Below are 19,874 nucleotides of genomic sequence, written 5' to 3'. Positions count from 1 at the left end.
TATTTAGCCCTTTATCCCTGAATTCAAATTTATCGATTGAACAAAGTATTTCTGCGCGAACACGAACAGCAGCAGCGTAGGAATGATAGCGAGAATCGCCGAACCCATGAGCTGTCCGATCATCCGGTAATTTCCATAAATATCCTGCAGCAACAGCAGTCCGGCAGTAACCGGCATTTTGTCAACATCCGTGAATACGATTACCGGCCACAGGAAGTCATTCCAGGATCCGGTGAACGAGAACAGGGCACACACGATCAATACCGGCTTGATCAGCGGCACGATAATCGACATGTAAATTCTGTAATGGCTCGCACCATCGACATGGGCCGATTCGTCGAGTTCCTTCGGAATGCCGTTCATAAACTGTCTGACCAAAAAGATATTCCCCATACCCGCAAGTCCGGGGATTACCATTGCCCAGGAGGTATTAACCCAGCCCAGAGCATCAATAATTTTGTAGGAAGGAATCAGATTCACGACACCCGGGAAGAACGAAATACCGAGCAGGGTGAAAAAGAGCGTGTCTCTGCCTTTAAATTTCATCCGCGAATAGCCGTAACCGGTAATGGAGATTACCACAACCACCAAAAGAGTATGCATTGTGGCAATAAGCAGTGAGTTCATCAGCCAGCGCAAGATTGGTGCGGTAGAGGTGTTTTCCAAAATCGCAATATAGTTGTCAAAAATCCACTCTTTCGGGAACATTCTGAACCCGGAGCTGACCACCTCGGTTTGCGACCGGAAGGAGGTTGTGATTCCGAAGATGACAGGAACGATCCAAATAATGCAGAGAATAATTAAGAAGAGATAGGAAAGATATTTAGAGATACTGATGCCGGAGCCTTTTCTTTTCCCTGCGTTTTGTCCATTAAGAAGCGGACTATTATCCATTTGTTGTGCCGCTTGGTTTGACATACGGGTACACCTGCCTTTTCAATTTCCATTGCTGGTCCATTGTCTTATCGAGTGTTAAGCTGCATTCCGGTTCATCACATAATATTGCAGAGCCGAGATGACCAGGATTATAAGTCCCAATAACACCGCCATCGCCGATGCCATTCCCGCAATGGATTCCCCGTTGCCGAACGCCAGTTGACGAATATACATCATGAGTACATGCGTGCTCTGCCGTGGTCCGCCGTCGGTCATCATGAGCGGCTGCCCGAATACGTTAAAGGCTCCGGCAGTAGTCATGACAAAGGTATAGATGAGCGGAAAACGAATGGAAGGCAATGTAATACTCGTGAATCTGCGGACGGGTCCTGCCCCGTCTATTTCCGCCGATTCATACAGATCCTGTGCCACACCGCTTATGGAGGCACGGTAAATAATCATATTGCCCCCGACGCCGCCCCAGACTGTAATGATAATAATGATAATCCACGCATATGGCTGATTGGCCGGCCAGGATACGTCTGAGCCGAACACATTCCCCGCCATTCCGAGCTGCTTATTAAAGAGCAGCAGCCAAATCAGCGCGCCTGCAGATATGGAAATAAGGCCCGGAATGTAGATGATGGACTGGATCAGGCTTTTCCCTTTGACTTTCTTATGTTCCAGTGCAACGGCAACAAGCAGCGGAATCACAATCAACAGCGGAACACTGAGCAGCACAAAAATCAATGTGTTCTTAAGCCCGTTATTAAATTGGGTATGAAAGGTGGAACTGTTGTCAAACAAAATGGTCTTGTAGTTGTCTAAACCTACCCAGACCGGATCATTCATCAGATTCCATTTGGTAAAGGAAGCGTAAATCCCGTAGATCGTGGGCAGTAAAATAAATACAGCAAATAAGATGACATGTGGACCTACAAAGAAAACAGGCGCCAAATTAAGTTTCTTTTTCATAGGCATTCTTTTCTCCTTTGGCATAAAGCAATGTGCCGTAATCCGGCACATTGCTTCATGCAATCATTTCCGCTTCCTTTTATTACTTCGCTGCTCCGCTTGTGCCCTCAGCGATTTTATCTTCTACAAACTTCTGCATTGTCTGAAGAGTTTCATCAATATCTACGTTGCCGCGGACGATATCTCCGCAATACGTATCCACTGCTTCTGCAATATATGGGTAGTATTCATAAGTGTAGATGTAGAGGGATTCAATCTCTTTCTCATTCGAAGTAAAGAAGGACTGCATGTAATCCTTATACTCAGGGCTCTCAATAACTTTTTTACTTGCTACGGTCTGTCCGGCTTTGGCCCATTCAATGGAATTCTGACGGATGAACTCCAGGAAATTGCCGATTCCGGCTACCTTTTCTTCAGATCTGTCTTTATTCTTGAACATGGAGAACAAGTGCGAAGAGGATCTGTTCGTGAACTTGTCAGCCGTGTTGGAATATACGTTGGTTACTCCGAAATTGAGGCCTTCAACTCCAGCATGCGCTGTGGAGCTCCAAGTGCCGTCTGTGGAGAACAATACATTGCCCGATTGGAACATCAGGTATCCGTCTTCACCAAACGGTGTCATCAGACCGGCATCGTTGATCTTTTTAACATTTTCAAAAGCTTGTTTCATCACCGGTGTGTTTACAGCAGGTTTTCCATTCTCCTGGATATCTCCGCCAAGGTTCTGGATTTGCCCGAGGATAACCCAGCCCAGCAGGGCATCGTTGACCACAAAGTCGCCTTCAGCCAATTTACCTTTCAGCGACAGCATTTCATCTATCGTCACCACATTGTCGTCGAGGAAGGATTCCGCACCATATTTCTTAAGCAAATCTTTATTGTAGTACATAACATTACTGTGAATATCGAGAGGCACTGTATATTGAGTTCCATCTATTGTACCTGTTGACCACGCTTGCGGCAGGTAATTGTCTTGTTTAATTTCAGGCTGAGCAGTTGTTACTGCAGTCATTGGCTCAAGTGTTCCTTGCTTCACATAACCCGGTACACGGTCAGCGTGGATAATGGCCAAGTCAGGCACGCCTTTGCCGGAGTTCAGAACCGTCGAAATTTTGGTATACATATCCGCGGTAATTACATGCTTCACCTTTATCTCTGGATTGGTAGCATTGTAATCTTTAACAAGCTGGTCCATATAGGCACCGTCATCACCGGTCAGCGGCGTCCAGAAGGTTATTGTCTTTGAATCATCTTTCCCGCAGCCTGCCAATACCGTCGATAATGATAGAACAAGTGCTAATGCCGAAAAACCCCACTTTTTCTTCAACACTTTCTCCTCCTAATAATTAAATTAGTAAATCATCTACAAAAATGTTTTTGCAAACAATGAACTCAGTTTGTTGCCTGCCAGGGAACCCAAGATCAGTTCACCTTGCCTAAACGAATCACATTCCATGAGGCCTTGGACAGCAGAGTCTCTACAAAACCATCCTTGCATTCGGTTCCGGTTGCTTGTCTTGGTTTCACATGTTCTTCCTTGGCTGTATTAACCGCTTTCAGATCCTCGTGATGGAGCTCAATATGCTCGATTAACCGGTAGCCCTCAAATCCGCGCACATCGCATTTTAAATGCAGTGCTTCTTCCAAATGCCGGTTAATGGCGAAGATCGTAAGCTCATCGGCTTCCTCATTATACACAAGGGCACTGTCGAGATAAGGAACATCGGTATAGTCCTGAGCGTCATATTTCGGCGAATTGACAATCGGCTGAAGCGAAACGCCGCGCCCGTATTTGGAGGTATGCAGGTATGGATAGAAGATTGTCTGCTTCCAGGCTGCTCCACCCGCTTCTGTCATAATGGGTGCAATTACGTTTACAAGCTGTGCCAGACAAGCCATCTTCACACGGTCCGCATGTCTGAGGAAGGTAATGAGCATACTGCCGATCAGCAGGGCATCTTCAAAATTATAATGATCCTCAAGCTGAGGCGGACCTACTGTCCAAGGCTCAATCTTCGTATCCGACTCATTGGAGTGGTACCAGACATTCCATTCGTCAAAGCTGAGATACATCGTTTTCTTGCTGCGCTTCTTGGCTTTGATGTAATCGCAGGTGGCCGTTACGGTGCGGATGAAATGCTCCAGGTCCATGCTGCGTGCCAGGAAATTGGCAGAATCGTTGTCCCTGTTTCCATAATATTGATGAAGGGAAACATAATCGGCGACATCATAAGTATGTTCTAGAGTTACCGCTTCCCATTCCGGGAAAGTCGGCATCGCTGAGCTTGAGCTTCCACAGGAAACCAGCTCTATGTCCGGATCTACCAGGCGCATCGCCTTACCGGTTTCATAAGCCAGTCTGCCATATTCGGCAGCTGTCTTCTGGCCGATCTGCCAGGGTCCATCCATTTCATTGCCGAGGCACCAGGTTCTGATCTTATGCGGCTGCTCCACACCATGAGTGCGGCGCAAATCACTCCAGTAGGTTCCGCCGGGATGATTGCAGTACTCCAGCAAGTTACGTGCGGCATCAATACCTCTCGTACCCAAATTGACAGCCATCATCACCTCTGAGCCTACTTCCTTGGCCCAGCTCATGAATTCATTCGTACCTACCTCATTAGGTTCAATAGTTCTCCAGGCCAGCTCAAGCCGCTTCGGACGCTGTTCTACCGGACCTACGCCATCTTCCCAATTGTAGCCGGATACAAAATTCCCTCCGGGATAACGGATAATCGGCACACCCAGTTCCTGGACAAGTGATTTCACATCACCTCTGAAGCCAAGAGAATTGGAGCTGGGATGACCAGGCTCATAAATTCCGCCATATACTGCACGGCCTAAATGTTCAATAAAGGAGCCGTAAATCCGTTTATCCACTTCAGCGATAACAAAGGACTTATCGGCGATAAGCGTCGCTCTTAGTGTGTCTGCCGACAATCTCATCACTTCCATTTCACATTTTTATTAATTAATTAAAAAACATTTGAATGTATTCGCTTACAGATATAAAATAACATATATAAGCCTTCATGTAAATATAAAAGTATAAACCTTTTTATATGTATTCAAAACAAAATGAATTTAAGGCTGTTTTCAGAAAATAATAGGTCCTTTTCATCTTATTCCACTAAAGTATCTTTATAAATATATGAATCAAAGGACTTATTAGCTTAAAAAATGACTTAAATTTAATTGTATTACACAAATAAAGGAAGAAGTCTTTCCTTTTTACCTCAATTAGTTTATAATTTTATAAAACAGTCTTTCATGACGTCCGCGGAGGAAGGTATTGTACAATGATTTATATTAAAGATTTAATGAGTGGCATTGATATTTTCAAGGCACTGAGCTCCGAGATTCGCATCCAGATCCTTGAGCTGCTTGCCACCAATCAGGCACTCAACCTGAATGAAATCGCCAAGAAGCTGAATCTCAGCAATGGCGCCATCACGATGCATATCAAGAAGCTGGAAGAAAGCGGCCTGATCGAGATTAATACTTCTGTAGGCAAACATGGCATTCAGAAAGTCTGTTACCTTAATAAAGATAAGCTGATGGTTGATCTCCGCAGCAAGGATGTCGACAACCTTTATGAAGTTGAGATTCAGGTTGGCCATTACAGCAACTATCAGGCTGTTCCTACCTGCGGGCTGGCCACCAAGGACAGCATTATCGGTGACTTCGACGAGCCGCGCTATTTCGCAGATCCCCAGCGGATTGATTCGGAGATTATCTGGATGGCTGAAGGATTCCTGGAATACCGCATTCCGAACTATCTTAAGGCCAATCAGACCTTCCGTGAAATTCAGTTCTCCATGGAAATTGGCTCGGAGGCTCCCGGTTTCAGCGATAACTATCCTTCAGACCTCTACTTTTATGTAAACGGCATCGAAATCGGTTACTGGACCAGTCCCGGAGACTTCGGGGATCAGCGCGGTACCTTTAATCCAGACTGGTGGCCTCCTCACCTGAATCAATACGGCATGCTCAAACTGATCCGGATCAACAATGAAGGAAGCTTTATCGACGGCTGCCGCATTTCGGACATTACCCTTGATGATATTAAGCTGGACTACAAAAGCGAGCTGACCTTCCGCATTGCCGTTACCGACAAGCCGGTCAACAAACGCGGACTGACCATTTACGGCAAGCATTTCGGCAATTACAGCCAGGATCTGATGGCCCGCGTGCTTTATAATGTACATGAGGTTGAAGAAGTTGGCAGCTGTGTTTCCATGACAACAACCGAGTAATCACACAAGGACCATCCCAGGCGGCTAGCCCAGAAGATGGTCTTTTTTTCATGTCTATGTGAAGCATTTCCTGCCTGTATAATTGTCATCGGCTTAACCCACACTAACCGATGTCTCCCATACCACCGAGAAGGAGTGTTTCATATGCGTGAAGGTCTGATCCCTGCCGTTCTTGGTACCGTAGTTTCCGCTTCCGGCGCAGCTTTTCTGGGAAGCAAATACAAGCTGGCCGCAACCGGCGTGCTTGGCTTTGGTCTGGCGCATATTGTCTTAGGCGCGATCGATTTGTTTGAGCACCGGTAAAAGGTTGGAAGATGCCGGCCCTTGCCTAAGTACGGGCCGGTTCCTTATTGGAACAATCGGATTACGCGCAAAAAGGCCCTCACCCTCCGGGCAAGGACCCACATAAGCATATGGTTTATTTCACTGCTACATAAAACAACCGCTGGGCACTGTCATCCGCCTCTACCCATTCGAAGTCAGCATAGGTCTTCACATCACTGAATCCGGCTTTCAGCAGTTCCGCTGTCATCCACTCCGGATCATAAGCCCGCTGCACATGAGTCTCCTCAAAGCGGCGGTACAGATCACCCCGTTCCTCTTCACGAACAAAGATAGACAGATGATGCTCAATTTCCCGCCGCGGCACATCCAGCTCACTGGTCCAAATATACGATATGGAGGGCTCATTCATGAAAAAGGGCTGCTCTTCCTCGTAACGGATCAATGTATTGGGATGATGCACGTCAAACAGGAAGGTTCCTCCCGGCTTAAGACCGGCAAAGGTACTGGCGAAAACCGCTTGAACGTCCTGCTCTTCCAGCACATAGTTGAGGCAATCACAGAAAGAAATAACGGAATCCACCGGTTCCGGCAGCTCCCATTCCTTCATATTCTGCCTTACCCAGCGCACACTGCCCTCCCGCAAGAACCTGCGGCCCTGCGGATGCTCCTCCAGCTTCTTTTGCGCCACAGACAGCATGTCGGAAGAGAGGTCAATGCCCGTCATATGATACCCTGATGCGGCAAGCGGAATGGTAATGCTGCCGGTTCCGCAGCCGAGTTCGGCCACGGTGAGCGGCTTTCCGTGCAGCTTCCAGGCGGTTTCCGCAAACTCCAGCCAATCCGGATATGGCATATCGGCCATAAGCTCGTCGTATACATATGCAAATTTCCCATAGGAAGACACTGCGCACACCGCTTTCTATAATTACCTGTAATCAAATGCTGTCATAACCGCTTAATTCTCCGATGTTCCTTCATCGCCCTGATTCTCATCCGGAGCTGTGTCTTCCTTGCCTGCAAGGTAGGTCCAATTCTCCTTCTGGGTAATGAGGCCTTCCTTCATCAGCTTGCCCATCGCCCGTTTGAAGGCCGACTTGCTGATGCCGAAGCGCTGCTTGATAATATCCGGAGGCGTGGCATCCGAATACGGCATGGCACCGCCCGGTCGGGAATTCAGAAAGTCCAGCAAAGCAGCGGAATCCACATCACGTCCCACTTCCTTGCGGTGGGTCATGGAAAGGTTGACCCGGCCATCCTCGCGGATATGTGAGACCCGGGCTTCAAACTGCTCGCCCAGACGCAGCAGACGGCTACGTTCCGAGGAATGAACCATTCCGATAATGCCGAAGCCCAGTACTCCGCCGTCCACAAGCACGAAGGTGCCCATTTGCAGCGGTTTGTACACTCTTGCGGTCACCATTTGCCCCATCCATGAGGTTGGCGCAGGAAGCGCCAGCGGAGCAAGCTCCTGTTCACCGGCCAGCTTGGCACGGAGACGCCCCTGCTTATCGTGCTCCATCATGACAAATACTTTGTCACCAACCTGCGGGCGCAGCTCGATCAGTTCAGGAAGCTCGCGGATCGGCAGCAGGAGCTGGCGTCCGAGTCCCATTTCCAGAAAGCAGCCGAGACGGGGATGAATATCTGCGACTTCCAGCAATGCCATTTCACCAAGTGTCAGAAAAGGCTTCTTCATTGTTGCCGCGAGCCGGTCTTCCGTATCGAAGAAGATGAATACTTCCACTTTATCGCCCGGCTTGGGCTTGCTGCCAACCAGCTCCGTATAATGCAGCATAACATCCTGATCACCGGCACCCAGGAAGTAGCCGTAAGGCGATACTTCCCGGAGTACATCCAGTTTAACTACAGTTCCGGCAATCAGACTCATACGTTCTCCACAATCTTGGCGTCAGACCACAGGCGCTCAATGTTGTAATATTCGCGTTCATCGCGGTGGAACACATGCACAACGACATCACCAAGATCCATCAGCACCCAGCGCGCTGCGTCCATGCCTTCGATTCCGCGGATCATACCGCCTGCTTCATGAACAACCTTGCGTACTTCAGTGGCAATCGCTTGCACCTGGGTATCGGAATTACCGTGACAAATCACGAAATAATCACTGATTGGGGAAACATTGCGCAGATCCAGCGCGACAACATTCATCGCTTTTTTATCTTCCACAGCTTTTAAAGTCAGTTCCAGCAGCTTGCTTGATTGTACACTCATTATTTATCCTCCAGTATTCTTACTAAATCATTACGCGCCAGCACCGTTAACGGAAACACAATCCGGCGCTTCTGCAGCAGCAGGCTGATCGTCGAATCAAATCCGGCTATCAGCCCTTCCTCCAGACTTACTTTGGAAAGCCTGCGTATTTCGTCCACACCGGGAAAATCCCGTCCGGGCTCGATATAATCGGCCAGGCAGACAATCTTCTCCAGCAGACTCATGCCTTCACGGCCCGAAGTATGATAGCGTATGGCTCCCAGCACTTCTGCATCGGTAATTTCATAATCCCGTTCCGCTACAAATGCCCCCACTTCCGCATGCCACAGCTGCTTATCGTAGGATAACAGCTCGGAGGGCAGACCATTCTGCTCAATAATTTCCTTCATTCTCTCCACAGGCCAATATTTGGCCACATCATGCAGAATCGCCGCTGTCTCCGCACGGGCAGGATCGGCACCATAATGCTCAGCCAGCTTCACTGAGGACTCCATTACGCCAAGGGTATGCTGCCAGCGCTTATCAGGCATCTGCGAAGAGACCGCTTCAATCAGCGCTTCCCGGCTGTAGGCCATACAATCCACTCCTTTGCACATAATCGAAAACCTTGTCCGGTACCATATAACGGATTGATTTCCCTTCAGCGGAGCGCGCCCGGAGCATCGTGGACGAAATATCCACCAGCGGCATGTCCGCCAGCAGCACCTTGTCGGCGATATAGCCGGGCAGCGCTGCCAGATCCAGCGGAGTGCCCGGACGGCCCACACCGATAAAGGTCAGACGCTGCACAAGTTCTTCAATCCCCTGCCATTTCGGCAAATATTGCACCATATCCGCACCGATGATGAAATAAAACTCATGGTACGGGTATTCCTGCTGCAGGCTGCGCACGGTCTCCAATGTATAGGAAACGCCGCCTCTGAGGACTTCCCAATCCAGTGTGCGGAAAGACTCATTGTCCTCGACCGCACACTGCACCATCGCCAGCCGGTCTGTACCCGAAGCTCCGGCTTCATGCTTATGGGGCGGGATATGCGAAGGCATAAACCAGACCTCTTCCAGCAAATAGGTGTCCCTCGCAGCTTCCGCCGCCATCATATGTCCTATGTGAAGAGGATCAAAGGTTCCTCCCATTATTCCAATTTTCAAGAGAGGCCTACCTCCTCTTATCTTCCTGCGAAATGACTCCATGTGACTGCAAGGCAGCCGCAAGGCGCAGCTTTCCTAGCGTGGAAGCTCAATCGTTTTGTTGTCGCGTGACTCTTTGTAAAGAACGATAGTTTTGCCGATAACCTGCACCAGCTCGGAGCCGGACTGCTCAGCCAGAGCTGCACCGATTTCCTTCGGGTCATCCGCATTATTGTTAAGCACGCTGATCTTCATCAGCTCGCGTTTTTCAATAGCTTCTTCAATGTGACGGACCAGGTGGTCGTTCACACCGCCTTTGCCGACCTGAAAGACAGCGTCAAGATGATGGGCCAAAGAGCGGAGATAGCGTTTTTGTTTTCCAGTTAACATAAATGAACAAACCCCTTAATTAACATATATTATTACCCTAAACTTGCGGATCCATTTCACTGGCACTGCCGCCGAGGCAATCGATAATCGTCTGCCGCATAATATCCACGGGTGCAGCCTGCCCTGTCCAATACTCCAGCGCATAGGCGCCCTGATATACGAACATTCCCAGACCCCCATGGATTGTGCAGCCCCGCTTCAAGCCCTCGAGCAGCAGCCGGGTACGCAGCGGATTGTAGATAAGATCGCTTACGACCATTCCTTCACGCAGCAGTCCGGGATCCATCGGCAGGTCATCCGGATGGGGAAACATTCCGACAGATGTGGTATTGATTACAATATCCGCATCCTTAGCCGCTTCCGCGATTTCATCCATGCCCACTCCGGCAACCTTGCCCCGGCCCTGGAATAATGCCGCCAGTTCCCCGGCCTTCCCGGCAGTACGGTTAGCGATCTTAACCGAATATGGCTTCTCGGCCAGCAAAGCGCTGACAATTCCTCTCGCCGCGCCCCCGGCACCGATTACCAGAATACGGGTTCCGGACAGATCAGGGACCGCTTCCGCCTTCAGCGAACGGACATAACCGATGCCGTCCGTATTGAATCCGGTAAGTACCCCGTTGTCATTGACAATCGTATTCACTGCACCGACAGCAACCGCACTTTCATCCAGCTTGTCCAGATACTCCATCACCGCAACCTTATGCGGTATGGTAACGTTGACTCCGCGAAAGCCGAGGGTCTTGATGGCCTGCACCGCATCGCCAAGCTGATCTCCGGTAATATGCAGCGGGACATAAGCCCCTTGTATGCCCAGCGCTTTCAGCGCGGCCCCGTGCATGATCGGGGATTTGGACTGGGCAATCGGATCACCCATAACCCCCAGCAGCAGATCCGTATTTCTGTCATTTCCGTTTACACTTGTCACAGGCAATGCCCCTCCCTTCGTCAGATCAGCGAAGGGCGGGTAACCACCTTCACGCCGCGCGGAACGTGAACTGCCACAACGGCACCTTCGGTTCCGTTCACCTTGATCCAGCCCAAGCCGGAGATGAACAGATCGGTCTGGCTGCCCCGGCTGATCCGGAATTCATGACGCTGCCACTGCGGCAGCTTGTCCATGTCGGCAGTTACCGGCGGAGCCAGCATTACACCGCGGTGATCCTGATACAGGGAATCCGCACGTTCCAGCTTCGTACGGTGAATCTTGAGCGTAGTGCTGATGAAGCAGGTGAAGGATTGCCGGGCACCCTGAATGAAATCAAAACGCCCCAGACCGCCGAAGAACAGCGTCTGGCCTTCATTCAGCTGATATACCGCAGGTTTGAGCGGATTCTCCGGCATAACGGCACCGAGGTCCTTGCGCTCCACCAGTTCACTATACCGCCAAGGATATACAATTCCCGGAGTATCAATGATATAGTGACCGTCATCCAGCGGGATTTTGACCGTATCGAGAGTCGTTCCCGGATATCGCGAGGTCGTCAGTTCCTGCTCGAGATCACTGTAATCGGAAATAAGCCGGTTAATCAGCGTAGACTTACCTACGTTGGTTGCCCCTACGACATAGACATCACGCTGTCCGCGAAGCTCATTCACCGCTTCCAGCAGACGTTCGAACCCCTGATTGCGCTTCGCGCTGCAGAGTATAATCTCCGCAGTCCGCAGTCCATGCTCCTTGCAGCGCTGCTGCATCCAGTTGCGCAGCTTGTTCCAGTTCGTTACCTTGGGCAGCAAATCACATTTGTTCACTGCAAGTATAACCGGATTATTGCCGACAAAACGCTGCAGGCCGGAAATCAGGCTGCCTTCGAAATCGAAGAGATCGACAATATGCACAACAAGCGCGTTCTTCTCGCCCACTCCGCTGAGCAGGTGAAGAAATTCATCCTGGTCGACGGATACCGAAGAAGCTTCATTATAGTTTTTGATGCGGAAACAGCGCTGGCAGATAACCGGTTCCCGTTCAAATGCAACCTCCGGAATATAACCCGGGAGATCCTTCTTTTCGGTCTGCAGCTTAATACCGCAGCCGCTGCATTTTACAGGGCGCTGTGTTTCATTCTGTTGATTCATTGGGGTTTATCCTCCTCATGCCACAATCCTTGCTTGCGAAGCCGTGTCAGGGCAATCTGCTCGATCCGGCGGTTAATTCTTGTTCCAATGCCTTCATCCTTCACGGAGATGGGCAGCACCAATACCGTATACAGGCCGAGCCGGTTGCCGCCGAATACATCCGTAAGCATCTGATCGCCAACTACGATCGTCTGTTCCGGCTTCAGATCCATCAGCTTCATCGCCTTCACGAAAGGCGTATTGATCGGCTTGCGGGCCTGATGTACAAATTCAATATTAAGCGGCGTTGCAAAGCGTGACACCCGGTCCATGTTATTGTTCGACACAATGATCAGCTTGAAGCCCAGCTCTTTCACCTTCTCGAACCATAACAGCAGCTCCGGAGTGGCCAGAGGCGCTTTGGCGCCGACTAGCGTGTTATCCAGATCCGTAATGATACCACGGTATCCCCGGCTGTACAGCTCTTCCAGCCCAATATCAAATACCGTATTCACCCGGAGTTTTGGAACCAACCTTTCAAACAATACGTTCACCTCGATTTCATACGAAAAACTATATCATACTCTTTGCGCTTCGCAAATGAATCTGCGACGATGTTAGGACTGCCGCGTTTATTTATCTGATTTCAAAAGACTGTGCAGCCGCAAAGCTTCAGTATACACGCTGCGCCAATCTTTGTCTTCTATAACATCCGGGCTGTACTTCGCCTTCTCGAACATTTGCAGCAGCAACGCCAGACTTTCTGCAGCCGCCGGACGTTCACGGCTCCAGCGGGCCACCGATTCACGAAGCGTTTCGTGCTCTTCTTTAAGCATGCCCTTTCTGCGGGCATACTTTACCCACCGCTCGGTTTCAGCCACAACTTTTTGCACCGGAGACAATGGTTTGCCGTTGCGCAGCCGCCCAAGCAGGAACCGGAGACTGAACCGGTAATGCCAGAGCAGATAACCTCCCCACAGCAGCAGCACTGCCGCAGCGGCCGATACGGCCCAGACGCCTACATGAAGGCTTTCACCGGTTTTGCCGGGATCTGCCACCTCTTGTTCAGGCTCAGGTTTATCCTCTTCCGGCTGTGTATCTTCCTTACTCTCAGGCTCTTCGCTCTGTGTCAGAAGAGGCACATTATACCCCGGTGTCGCTTCAACCGGAATCCAGCCGTATTCACCGTAATAGATTTCCGCCCAGGAATGGGCATCGGCATTCGTAATCGTATAATTATTATTGGATAATCCCTGCTGGGCCAGACTGTCAGGAAGCTGTGCCTGTTCACCGGGTGCATATCCCTTGACCCAGCGTGCCGGAATATCCAGCGAACGTGCCATGGTCACGAGTGCGGTGGAATAGTAGTCGCAGTAGCCTTCCATAATCTCGAACAGGAAGCTCTCCACGAAATCCTTGCTTTTGCCGCGTGACAGATCCGGCTGATTCGAGTATGGATAGGTTTGCTGCAGATATTGCTGGAGCAGCACAATTTTGTCATAAGGGGTCTTCGCGCTTGCGGTTATTGTCTCTGCCAGCTCTGTGACCCGCTCTGGAAAATTGTCGGGCAGTTGCAGGTATTGCGTATTATTCTGGCCGGTGTACAGCTGATCGAAGGTCTGTTTGCTCAGCTCCTGCACGGATACGACAGGGACCTCCGAAGTAAGCACGTAAGTCTGGGGATAGTTTCCGCTGTTCCCATCCGTATCCCACAGCATTTCGCTGTCTGCGCTTCTCCATAATAAGCGGCTGCTCTGTTCCTTGCCGTCTATGGAATCGACCTTCGCAATGGAATAGGCTCCGAACAATACCGGATAATCAATGTTCCCAAGCAGCTTTACCGTCTGTTTCAGGGTCTGCGTCTCCACCTTGGAGCCGGGTTCCCTGTCCAGCTCTTTGCCTACCGCTGCCCCGGACAGCGGACCGCGTGTAAGCCGGTCGTCATCACTCCATCCTTTTCCGGAATATACGCTGCGGGTTTCCCCACGCATGTAGGACCTTATATCCGAGGTCACCGTCATGACTGGCGAATAATCATAGTTAAAGCCCCCGCCCAGATTATCGTCGTTCATACTATAACCCGAAGTAGTCCTTCCTGCAGAAGCATCACTGGTTCCGGCATTTGTTGTTCCCGATGTGCCGGAGCTTGCCGATAATCCGGTGCCGTTCCATTTATGCCAGGCGGTATAAGGATCTGTCAGTGTCGGCCGCACCTCTGGCATGTTCACACCTGTAATAATGACAAAGGAGAAAATAATGGCGATATTTATGAAGATCTTGAAAGGATATTTCAGCAGATAAGTCCAGCCGCGGGGATAATGCAATTGAAAGCTTCTCAAATGCTGGGTAACAAGCCAGCCCATCCCCGCGAACACCGTCCAGGCGACCTCCTGCCAGAGTATGGCCGAAGTGAAGGAATCCAGTGCCGCAAAGGCTACAATATTCGTGGTGATAAACAGCAGAATCCTCGCCTTGGAGGAGACCCACCACGATGACAGGAGCAGCAAGGCCAGCGCACCCGCAGCAAACCATAGATATGGAACCATATTTATGGCGATGTCAGGCAGACGGTCGCGCAGTGAAGGCAGCAATGGATCAGGAACATAGAGTTCGTAGCGCAGAATTACTCTGTACACGAAATATAGCATGGCGCAAACTTCAAGAATCAGCCGGTATCCCCGTTTAACAGGTAAAAGAATTTCAATAACCCCCGCCGCAGCCAAGGTCAGCAGTACGGCGGCAGTGGTCGCCTTCAGCCAGAAGGGCTCTGTATACGTGAGCCATTGCAGGGCGATAACCATCAGCCATAGCAGACTGAAGGAGTAATGCCATGAGGACTTCATCCCGCTCCACCAGCGTCTCATCATACTTTATCACCTCCGAGCACTGAGGGCAGCTCATGAAGCGAACTTACGCTATAGCCGGTTGCCCCGCGGGATTTCAGCACATCTATCCATTCTCCGCCGCGGTTGACCGCTGCCGGATTGCGCACATGAATATGGGAGGGCGTCATTCCCCGGCTCTCCGCCCAGCGCATCACATCCAGTACAGGCTGTCCGCTCTGCGGACTGATCAACACCAGATAGGAGCCTTTGGGAAACATACGGTGTCCTTTTTCCAGCCTGGGAACCAGCGGCCCGCGGCCTTCCGCATTAATGTCAATCAAATATTGGATCATCTTCTGCCGCTCCGCAGCGCCCTCGGCAGGCATGAATATCTTGGTGTTCTTGTCCAGACAGCATAAACCGATGCCGATCCGGTCGCGGATCCCAAAGCCTAGCAGGGAGGCGGCAATGGACACCGCCAGCTCAAACTGGTTCGAGCCGGCATATACCATGGCGCTGCCGTCCAGCACAATCATCGTCTTGGGTACAGATTCATGCTCAAATTCCTTGGATTTCCAGTTGCCTGTCTTGGCGGTGGCATTCCAGTGGATTCGCGTTAACCGGTCGCCATAGACGTAATCGCGGACCCCGTTGATCTGCGTTGTCTCTCTCCGGGAATGAAGCAGCGAGGCTTGCTGCCCCGCCAGCCGTGACTTCCGCTCATAGAGCTGCCAGCGCGGCACGAATACCGCACGGGGCAATACGCGGAATTGCCCTTCGGCCATAAAGGTGCCCTTATGCTCCACCAGGCCAAAGATATCCTCACTCAGGATATCCGTTCCTTCGAACGTATAGCGGCCGCGCTCCAGTGCCGGCGTCTGAAACAGCAGCTCCCCCTGCCCTCTCAGGCTGGGAACCATGCTCTCCTCAAATACCCAGGATTCGCCGTTATGGCGCTTCAGAATTTCTCTCACCACCACATACGGCAGAGGCAAAAAGCCCGGAATCGTAACGTCCAGCTTCACCCGCAGAAAGCCGCCCGCATAGAGCAGATCAGGCTTGTCCAATTCGGAATACAGGCTGCGCGTGCCTTTGGCCCGCCGTACTCCGCCTAAGCCTCCAATCATCAGATATATCATTAGTACCGATACCATTATAAACAGCATGAATGATGTTTTGCCGCCCTGAAACAGTACGTAGAGCAGCGTGATGCCCCAGATCGCAAGGATGCCGGCGAATTTCCCCGGCTGAATGACAGCTGCCGCTCCGGACAAATACCTTTTCATCATTATTGCCTCATCGTCACAGGCACATGTATGCTCTGGAGCAGCTTCTGAAGCAAGGAATCTACACTGATATTATCCAGCCGCGACTCCGGACGCAGCAGAATGCGGTGTCCCAGCGCATACGGGGCAAGAATCTTCACATCATCCGGAAGAACATAATCGCGCTCCTGCAGGAAAGCATAGGCTTTGCAGGCCATCATGAATGAAAGCGAAGCACGGGGGCTGGCACCAAGCAGGACTAGCGGATGCTCTCTGGTCTGGCGGACAATATCCAGCAAATAGTTCAGGACAGGATCGCTGATATAAATCTCGCGGATTTCTTCCTGGATAGCCGCAATTTGTTCCATCCCTGTTACCGGGGTAAGCCTGTCCACCGGCTGTCCCTCCTGATGGCTCATCAGAAGATTCTTCTCGGTAACCGCATCGGGATAGCCAAGGCTGATACGCAGCATGAAACGGTCAAGCTGTGCTTCAGGCAGCGTGTAGGTGCCTTCGAAATCAATCGGGTTCTGCGTCGCACAGAGCATAAACGGATGCGGCAGCGGATACGTCTCTCCGTCGACGGTTACATTCCGTTCTTCCATCACTTCTAGAAGCGCAGATTGCGTCTTGGTTGTCGCACGGTTGATCTCGTCGGCGAGCAGAATATTCGTCATCACGGGACCGGGACGGAAATGGAACATCTCATCGCGCGGATGATAGACCGATACCCCCGTTATATCACTTGGGAGAATATCGGGATTGCACTGAATCCGGCGGTACTCCCCGGACATTGATCTGGAGAGCGCCCGAATGAGCTGGGTTTTGCCCGTTCCCGGAACATCCTCGATCAGGACATGCCCACCGGCCAGCAGCGCCGTAAGCAGCAGCTCTATTTCAAATGTTTTGCCGAGTATACAGGATTCCAAATTATGGCGAACAGCCTTCATGATGTGAATTGATTCTTGACGTACGGGCATATATAGTAAACCTCCTATGTCAGAATAAGCGTAATACTTATATTTTACATGATTATGGGTCCCAAAGTACATTATTGCAGCCCGTGAAATTAAAGATACACCAAACAATGGACAAGGAAATCTCTCTATTATATAGAAGGAAAATTATTGTTCCTATAGAAATGATTATAAACCGAATCCGTTTTTCTATTCTGGCAGGCGAAAAGAGGGTCATCCATGGACAAGTTTTATGCCCTATGTCTTCAAGGAGACATTAACCCGGCAATGGTGTATCTGCGTTCAATCCAGCCCAAAACCGAGCAAATCGAAAAGATTGAGGCATTGTACATCAACAGATTTTTCAACAAACATGACGAGGTAACACTTAAGGAAGAAGACCCTTGGGTTAGACGGGTGATTTCAGCCTACCACGCTTACTTCCGCATGGTGCTGACCCGTCCTGATGCAGCGGATGATGCTGAGGTTAAGCTCATGGAGGCACTCCGCAATTTGATTGAGATTGAGCAGCCCGCCGCCCTTGATTGCATTGAAGATCATCTGAAGGAAGGATTTGCACAAAAGGGCTATTATTTTTGGGGCGGAGTCACCCCTCCGTACAGAGGACCTTATATATGGCGAAAGATGGAGACGTTAAATTTCACTGTGGAACTCCCCTCCATCAGCCAGCCCGTAACCGTACATATGATGAAGGACTTTATTCTGGAAAGCTGGATCAGTTTCGCTACGTGTGAACAGAGAACCGTCGGGGGCTGGGCTGTGAAGGAAAGCCTGTATTGCAATGCTAAACGTTATGAAGATATCGAAGGCGCAGAGTTTCGAATTTCTTACCTGAAGCACGAAGCACAGCATTTGTATGACTTCAACCAATTTCCCGGGCTTGAGTCCAGGGATTTGGAATACCGGGCTAAATTAGTTGAGCTTATCTATTACAGCGATCATTCCGTGCTCACCAAATTTTTGCTTCAGGCCAAAAATGCCCCCAAGCTGCCCCATCCGTATGCTTCCTATCACATCATCAGGAATTTATCGGCGCTAATCTTCAAGAAGGATTACGAGCCCGGCATAAAGCAATGGCTTGATCAGGAGTACTCACTAATTTCCGCTGCGGCGGAGAAACTTCTTGAGCAGAGCACGCAGGAATTAAGGAAGGTAATGTAGACAAAACAAAAAAGACCGCCAAAGTGGCGGCCGGAAATGAAACCTATAGTTTTCAGCTGATCAATGCGTTCCCTTAGGCCGTACAAGCAGGGCTGCCAGAAACGAGAATACAATGGCTGACGAAATCCCGGCACTGGTCACATCGAAAATCCCCGTCACCACGCCGACCCAGCCGTCCCGTTCCAGTTCCGTAAGCGCTCCGTGCACCAATGAGTTGCCAAAGCTGGTAATTGGAACGCTAGCCCCTGCCCCGGCAAATTTCACCAGCGGGTCATACAGCCCAAACGCGTCAGCGATTGCTCCGGCAACGACAAGCGTACTCATCGTGTGAGCGGGCGTCAGCTTCAGTACGTCGAACATGAGCTGCCCGATGACACAGATGGCGCCTCCAATCAAAAATGCCCATACATAAATCATGCTCCTTCACCTCCGCTCTCCAGAGCTACAGCATGCGCCACGCACGGTATGCTTTCTCCCTGCTGGTATGACAGCGGTGAAAGCAGCGCTCCGGTTGCCACGATCAGCACCCGCTTCAGCTCGCCTTTTTTCATCCGTTTGAGAATATGTCCATAGGTGACCACAGCCGAGCAGCCGCAGCCGCTCCCTCCGGCGATGACATATTTCTGCTTGTCGAGATTATAAATGAGCATCCCGCAGTCATCAAATGTCGTCTGCTCCATGGGAATGCCTTCTTTGGCCAGGAGATCTTTGGCAATGGGCAGGCCGACGGAAGCCAGATCACCGGTTACAATTAAATCGTAATGGCCGGGGGACAAGCCCGTATCGCGGAAATGTGCAGTTATCGTATCCGCGGCGGCCGGAGCCATGGCTGTGCCCATATTAAAAGGGTCCGTCAGTCCCATATCCATAATGCGTCCGAGCGTTGCCGACACAACATAGGGGCCTGCAGCCGAGCCGTCATTGCGGCCGACAATGGCACAGCCCGAACCGGTTACGGTATACTGGGCGGTCGGCGGCTTTTGGGAGCCGTATTCGACTGGATAGCGGAATTGCTTCTCCACGGTACAGTTATGGCTGGAGGTTCCCGCAAGCGCGTATTTGCCCCCGCCGGAATCCACAATCATCGAAGCGATGGCGAGACTCTCCATGGAAGTGGAACATGCGCCAAAGACGCCAAGATAAGGCACACCAAGCTTTCTCGCCGCGAACGAGCTGCTGATAATCTGATTCATTAAATCCCCGCCGACGAAAAACTCCAGCTTCTCCTGCTCGAGTCCCGCATGCATCAGCGCCAGCTTGGATGATTTCTCGAAAAGGGCTCGCTCTGCCTTCTCCCATGTCTGTTCGCCCATTTTGAGCGAGTCATAGATAAAATCAAAATCGGAAACCAAAGGGCCTTCCCCTTCTTCCGGCCCTACTACTGCGGAAGAACCGAGAATGACAGGACGGGTTGTGAATTGCCAGGTCTGGCTGCCAAGCTGCTTCATA

At 50.7% G+C, this 19,874-nt stretch carries 21 protein-coding genes; 3 read left to right on the top strand and 18 right to left on the bottom strand.

Annotation, left to right across the window (positions count from 1 at the left end):
* Positions 1-3 precede the first annotated feature (3 nt).
* From H70357_RS08580 to arfA, 4 genes are all read right to left on the bottom strand, one after another.
* Entirely contained in the window at positions 4-894 is an 891-nt protein-coding gene (locus H70357_RS08580) for a carbohydrate ABC transporter permease (protein ID WP_144024305.1), read from the bottom strand.
* A 78-nt stretch (positions 895-972) separates the two neighbouring features.
* Positions 973-1,851: a carbohydrate ABC transporter permease gene (locus H70357_RS08575; RefSeq protein ID WP_038587920.1), complete on the bottom strand. Its 879-nt coding sequence runs from the start codon at positions 1,849-1,851 to the stop codon at positions 973-975.
* Between the two features lie 82 nt (positions 1,852-1,933).
* Positions 1,934-3,181: an extracellular solute-binding protein gene (locus tag H70357_RS08570; RefSeq protein WP_038587917.1), complete on the bottom strand. Its 1,248-nt coding sequence runs from the start codon at positions 3,179-3,181 to the stop codon at positions 1,934-1,936.
* A 92-nt stretch (positions 3,182-3,273) separates the two neighbouring features.
* Entirely contained in the window at positions 3,274-4,791 is a 1,518-nt protein-coding gene (gene arfA, locus H70357_RS08565; RefSeq protein ID WP_379145325.1) for an arabinosylfuranosidase ArfA, read from the bottom strand.
* Between the two features lie 359 nt (positions 4,792-5,150).
* On the opposite strand from arfA, the gene H70357_RS08560 reads away from it, so the two are divergent.
* Positions 5,151-6,107, top strand: a complete 957-nt coding sequence (locus H70357_RS08560; RefSeq protein WP_038587912.1) for an ArsR/SmtB family transcription factor — start codon at positions 5,151-5,153, stop codon at positions 6,105-6,107.
* Positions 6,108-6,251: 144 nt separating this feature from the next.
* On the top strand, positions 6,252-6,410 hold the full coding sequence (locus H70357_RS08555) for a hypothetical protein (protein WP_038587909.1): 159 nt from the start codon (positions 6,252-6,254) through the stop codon (positions 6,408-6,410).
* Between the two features lie 115 nt (positions 6,411-6,525).
* Here the strand turns inward: H70357_RS08555 and H70357_RS08550 are convergent, their stop codons facing one another.
* From H70357_RS08550 to H70357_RS08495, 12 genes are all read right to left on the bottom strand, one after another.
* The gene (locus H70357_RS08550; RefSeq protein ID WP_038587906.1) at positions 6,526-7,296 is read right to left on the bottom strand and encodes a class I SAM-dependent DNA methyltransferase; all 771 of its coding nucleotides are present in this window, start codon (positions 7,294-7,296) and stop codon (positions 6,526-6,528) included.
* Between the two features lie 51 nt (positions 7,297-7,347).
* Positions 7,348-8,280 (bottom strand): CvfB family protein, encoded by a 933-nt coding sequence (locus tag H70357_RS08545; RefSeq protein ID WP_038587905.1) that lies wholly within the window; start codon positions 8,278-8,280, stop codon positions 7,348-7,350.
* Positions 8,277-8,624 (bottom strand): ribosome silencing factor, encoded by a 348-nt coding sequence (rsfS, locus tag H70357_RS08540; RefSeq protein WP_038587902.1) that lies wholly within the window; start codon positions 8,622-8,624, stop codon positions 8,277-8,279. The genes H70357_RS08545 and rsfS overlap by 4 nt, the downstream gene beginning before the upstream one ends.
* On the bottom strand, positions 8,624-9,199 hold the full coding sequence (yqeK, locus tag H70357_RS08535; protein ID WP_038587899.1) for a bis(5'-nucleosyl)-tetraphosphatase (symmetrical) YqeK: 576 nt from the start codon (positions 9,197-9,199) through the stop codon (positions 8,624-8,626). Before yqeK ends, rsfS begins: the two co-directional genes overlap by 1 nt.
* Positions 9,171-9,773: a nicotinate-nucleotide adenylyltransferase gene (locus H70357_RS08530; RefSeq protein ID WP_038587896.1), complete on the bottom strand. Its 603-nt coding sequence runs from the start codon at positions 9,771-9,773 to the stop codon at positions 9,171-9,173. The genes yqeK and H70357_RS08530 overlap by 29 nt, the downstream gene beginning before the upstream one ends.
* Positions 9,774-9,848: 75 nt before the next feature.
* Positions 9,849-10,142: a ribosome assembly RNA-binding protein YhbY gene (gene yhbY, locus H70357_RS08525; protein ID WP_038587894.1), complete on the bottom strand. Its 294-nt coding sequence runs from the start codon at positions 10,140-10,142 to the stop codon at positions 9,849-9,851.
* Positions 10,143-10,179: 37 nt separating this feature from the next.
* Positions 10,180-11,070 carry a shikimate dehydrogenase gene (gene aroE / locus H70357_RS08520; RefSeq protein WP_038587892.1) on the bottom strand — a complete coding sequence of 297 codons (891 nt, stop codon included), beginning with the start codon at positions 11,068-11,070 and terminating at the stop codon, positions 10,180-10,182.
* A 20-nt stretch (positions 11,071-11,090) separates the two neighbouring features.
* Positions 11,091-12,218, bottom strand: a complete 1,128-nt coding sequence (yqeH, locus tag H70357_RS08515) for a ribosome biogenesis GTPase YqeH (protein ID WP_038587889.1) — start codon at positions 12,216-12,218, stop codon at positions 11,091-11,093.
* On the bottom strand, positions 12,215-12,742 hold the full coding sequence (locus H70357_RS08510; RefSeq protein ID WP_038587886.1) for a YqeG family HAD IIIA-type phosphatase: 528 nt from the start codon (positions 12,740-12,742) through the stop codon (positions 12,215-12,217). The genes yqeH and H70357_RS08510 overlap by 4 nt, the downstream gene beginning before the upstream one ends.
* A gap of 87 nt (positions 12,743-12,829) precedes the next feature.
* Positions 12,830-15,064, bottom strand: a complete 2,235-nt coding sequence (locus H70357_RS08505) for a transglutaminase-like domain-containing protein (protein ID WP_038587884.1) — start codon at positions 15,062-15,064, stop codon at positions 12,830-12,832.
* Positions 15,061-16,308 carry a DUF58 domain-containing protein gene (locus H70357_RS08500; RefSeq protein WP_052091916.1) on the bottom strand — a complete coding sequence of 416 codons (1,248 nt, stop codon included), beginning with the start codon at positions 16,306-16,308 and terminating at the stop codon, positions 15,061-15,063. The genes H70357_RS08505 and H70357_RS08500 overlap by 4 nt, the downstream gene beginning before the upstream one ends.
* A 2-nt stretch (positions 16,309-16,310) precedes the next feature.
* Positions 16,311-17,267: an AAA family ATPase gene (locus H70357_RS08495; RefSeq protein ID WP_038587881.1), complete on the bottom strand. Its 957-nt coding sequence runs from the start codon at positions 17,265-17,267 to the stop codon at positions 16,311-16,313.
* Positions 17,268-17,483: 216 nt separating this feature from the next.
* Between H70357_RS08495 and H70357_RS08490 the strand changes: the two genes are divergently transcribed.
* The gene (locus H70357_RS08490) at positions 17,484-18,425 is read left to right on the top strand and encodes a hypothetical protein (RefSeq protein ID WP_038587878.1); all 942 of its coding nucleotides are present in this window, start codon (positions 17,484-17,486) and stop codon (positions 18,423-18,425) included.
* 60 nt (positions 18,426-18,485) lie between these two features.
* On the opposite strand, the gene spoVAE is transcribed toward H70357_RS08490, so the two are convergent.
* The gene (spoVAE, locus tag H70357_RS08485; protein ID WP_038587876.1) at positions 18,486-18,842 is read right to left on the bottom strand and encodes a stage V sporulation protein AE; all 357 of its coding nucleotides are present in this window, start codon (positions 18,840-18,842) and stop codon (positions 18,486-18,488) included.
* Positions 18,839-19,873 (bottom strand): stage V sporulation protein AD, encoded by a 1,035-nt coding sequence (gene spoVAD, locus H70357_RS08480; protein WP_038587873.1) that lies wholly within the window; start codon positions 19,871-19,873, stop codon positions 18,839-18,841. Before spoVAD ends, spoVAE begins: the two co-directional genes overlap by 4 nt.
* Position 19,874: the final 1 nt, after the last annotated feature.

It is taken from the genome of Paenibacillus sp. FSL H7-0357 (assembly GCF_000758525.1).
GTDB lineage: Bacteria > Bacillota > Bacilli > Paenibacillales > Paenibacillaceae > Paenibacillus_AQ.
This window is presented reverse-complemented; position numbering and strand designations above follow the sequence as displayed.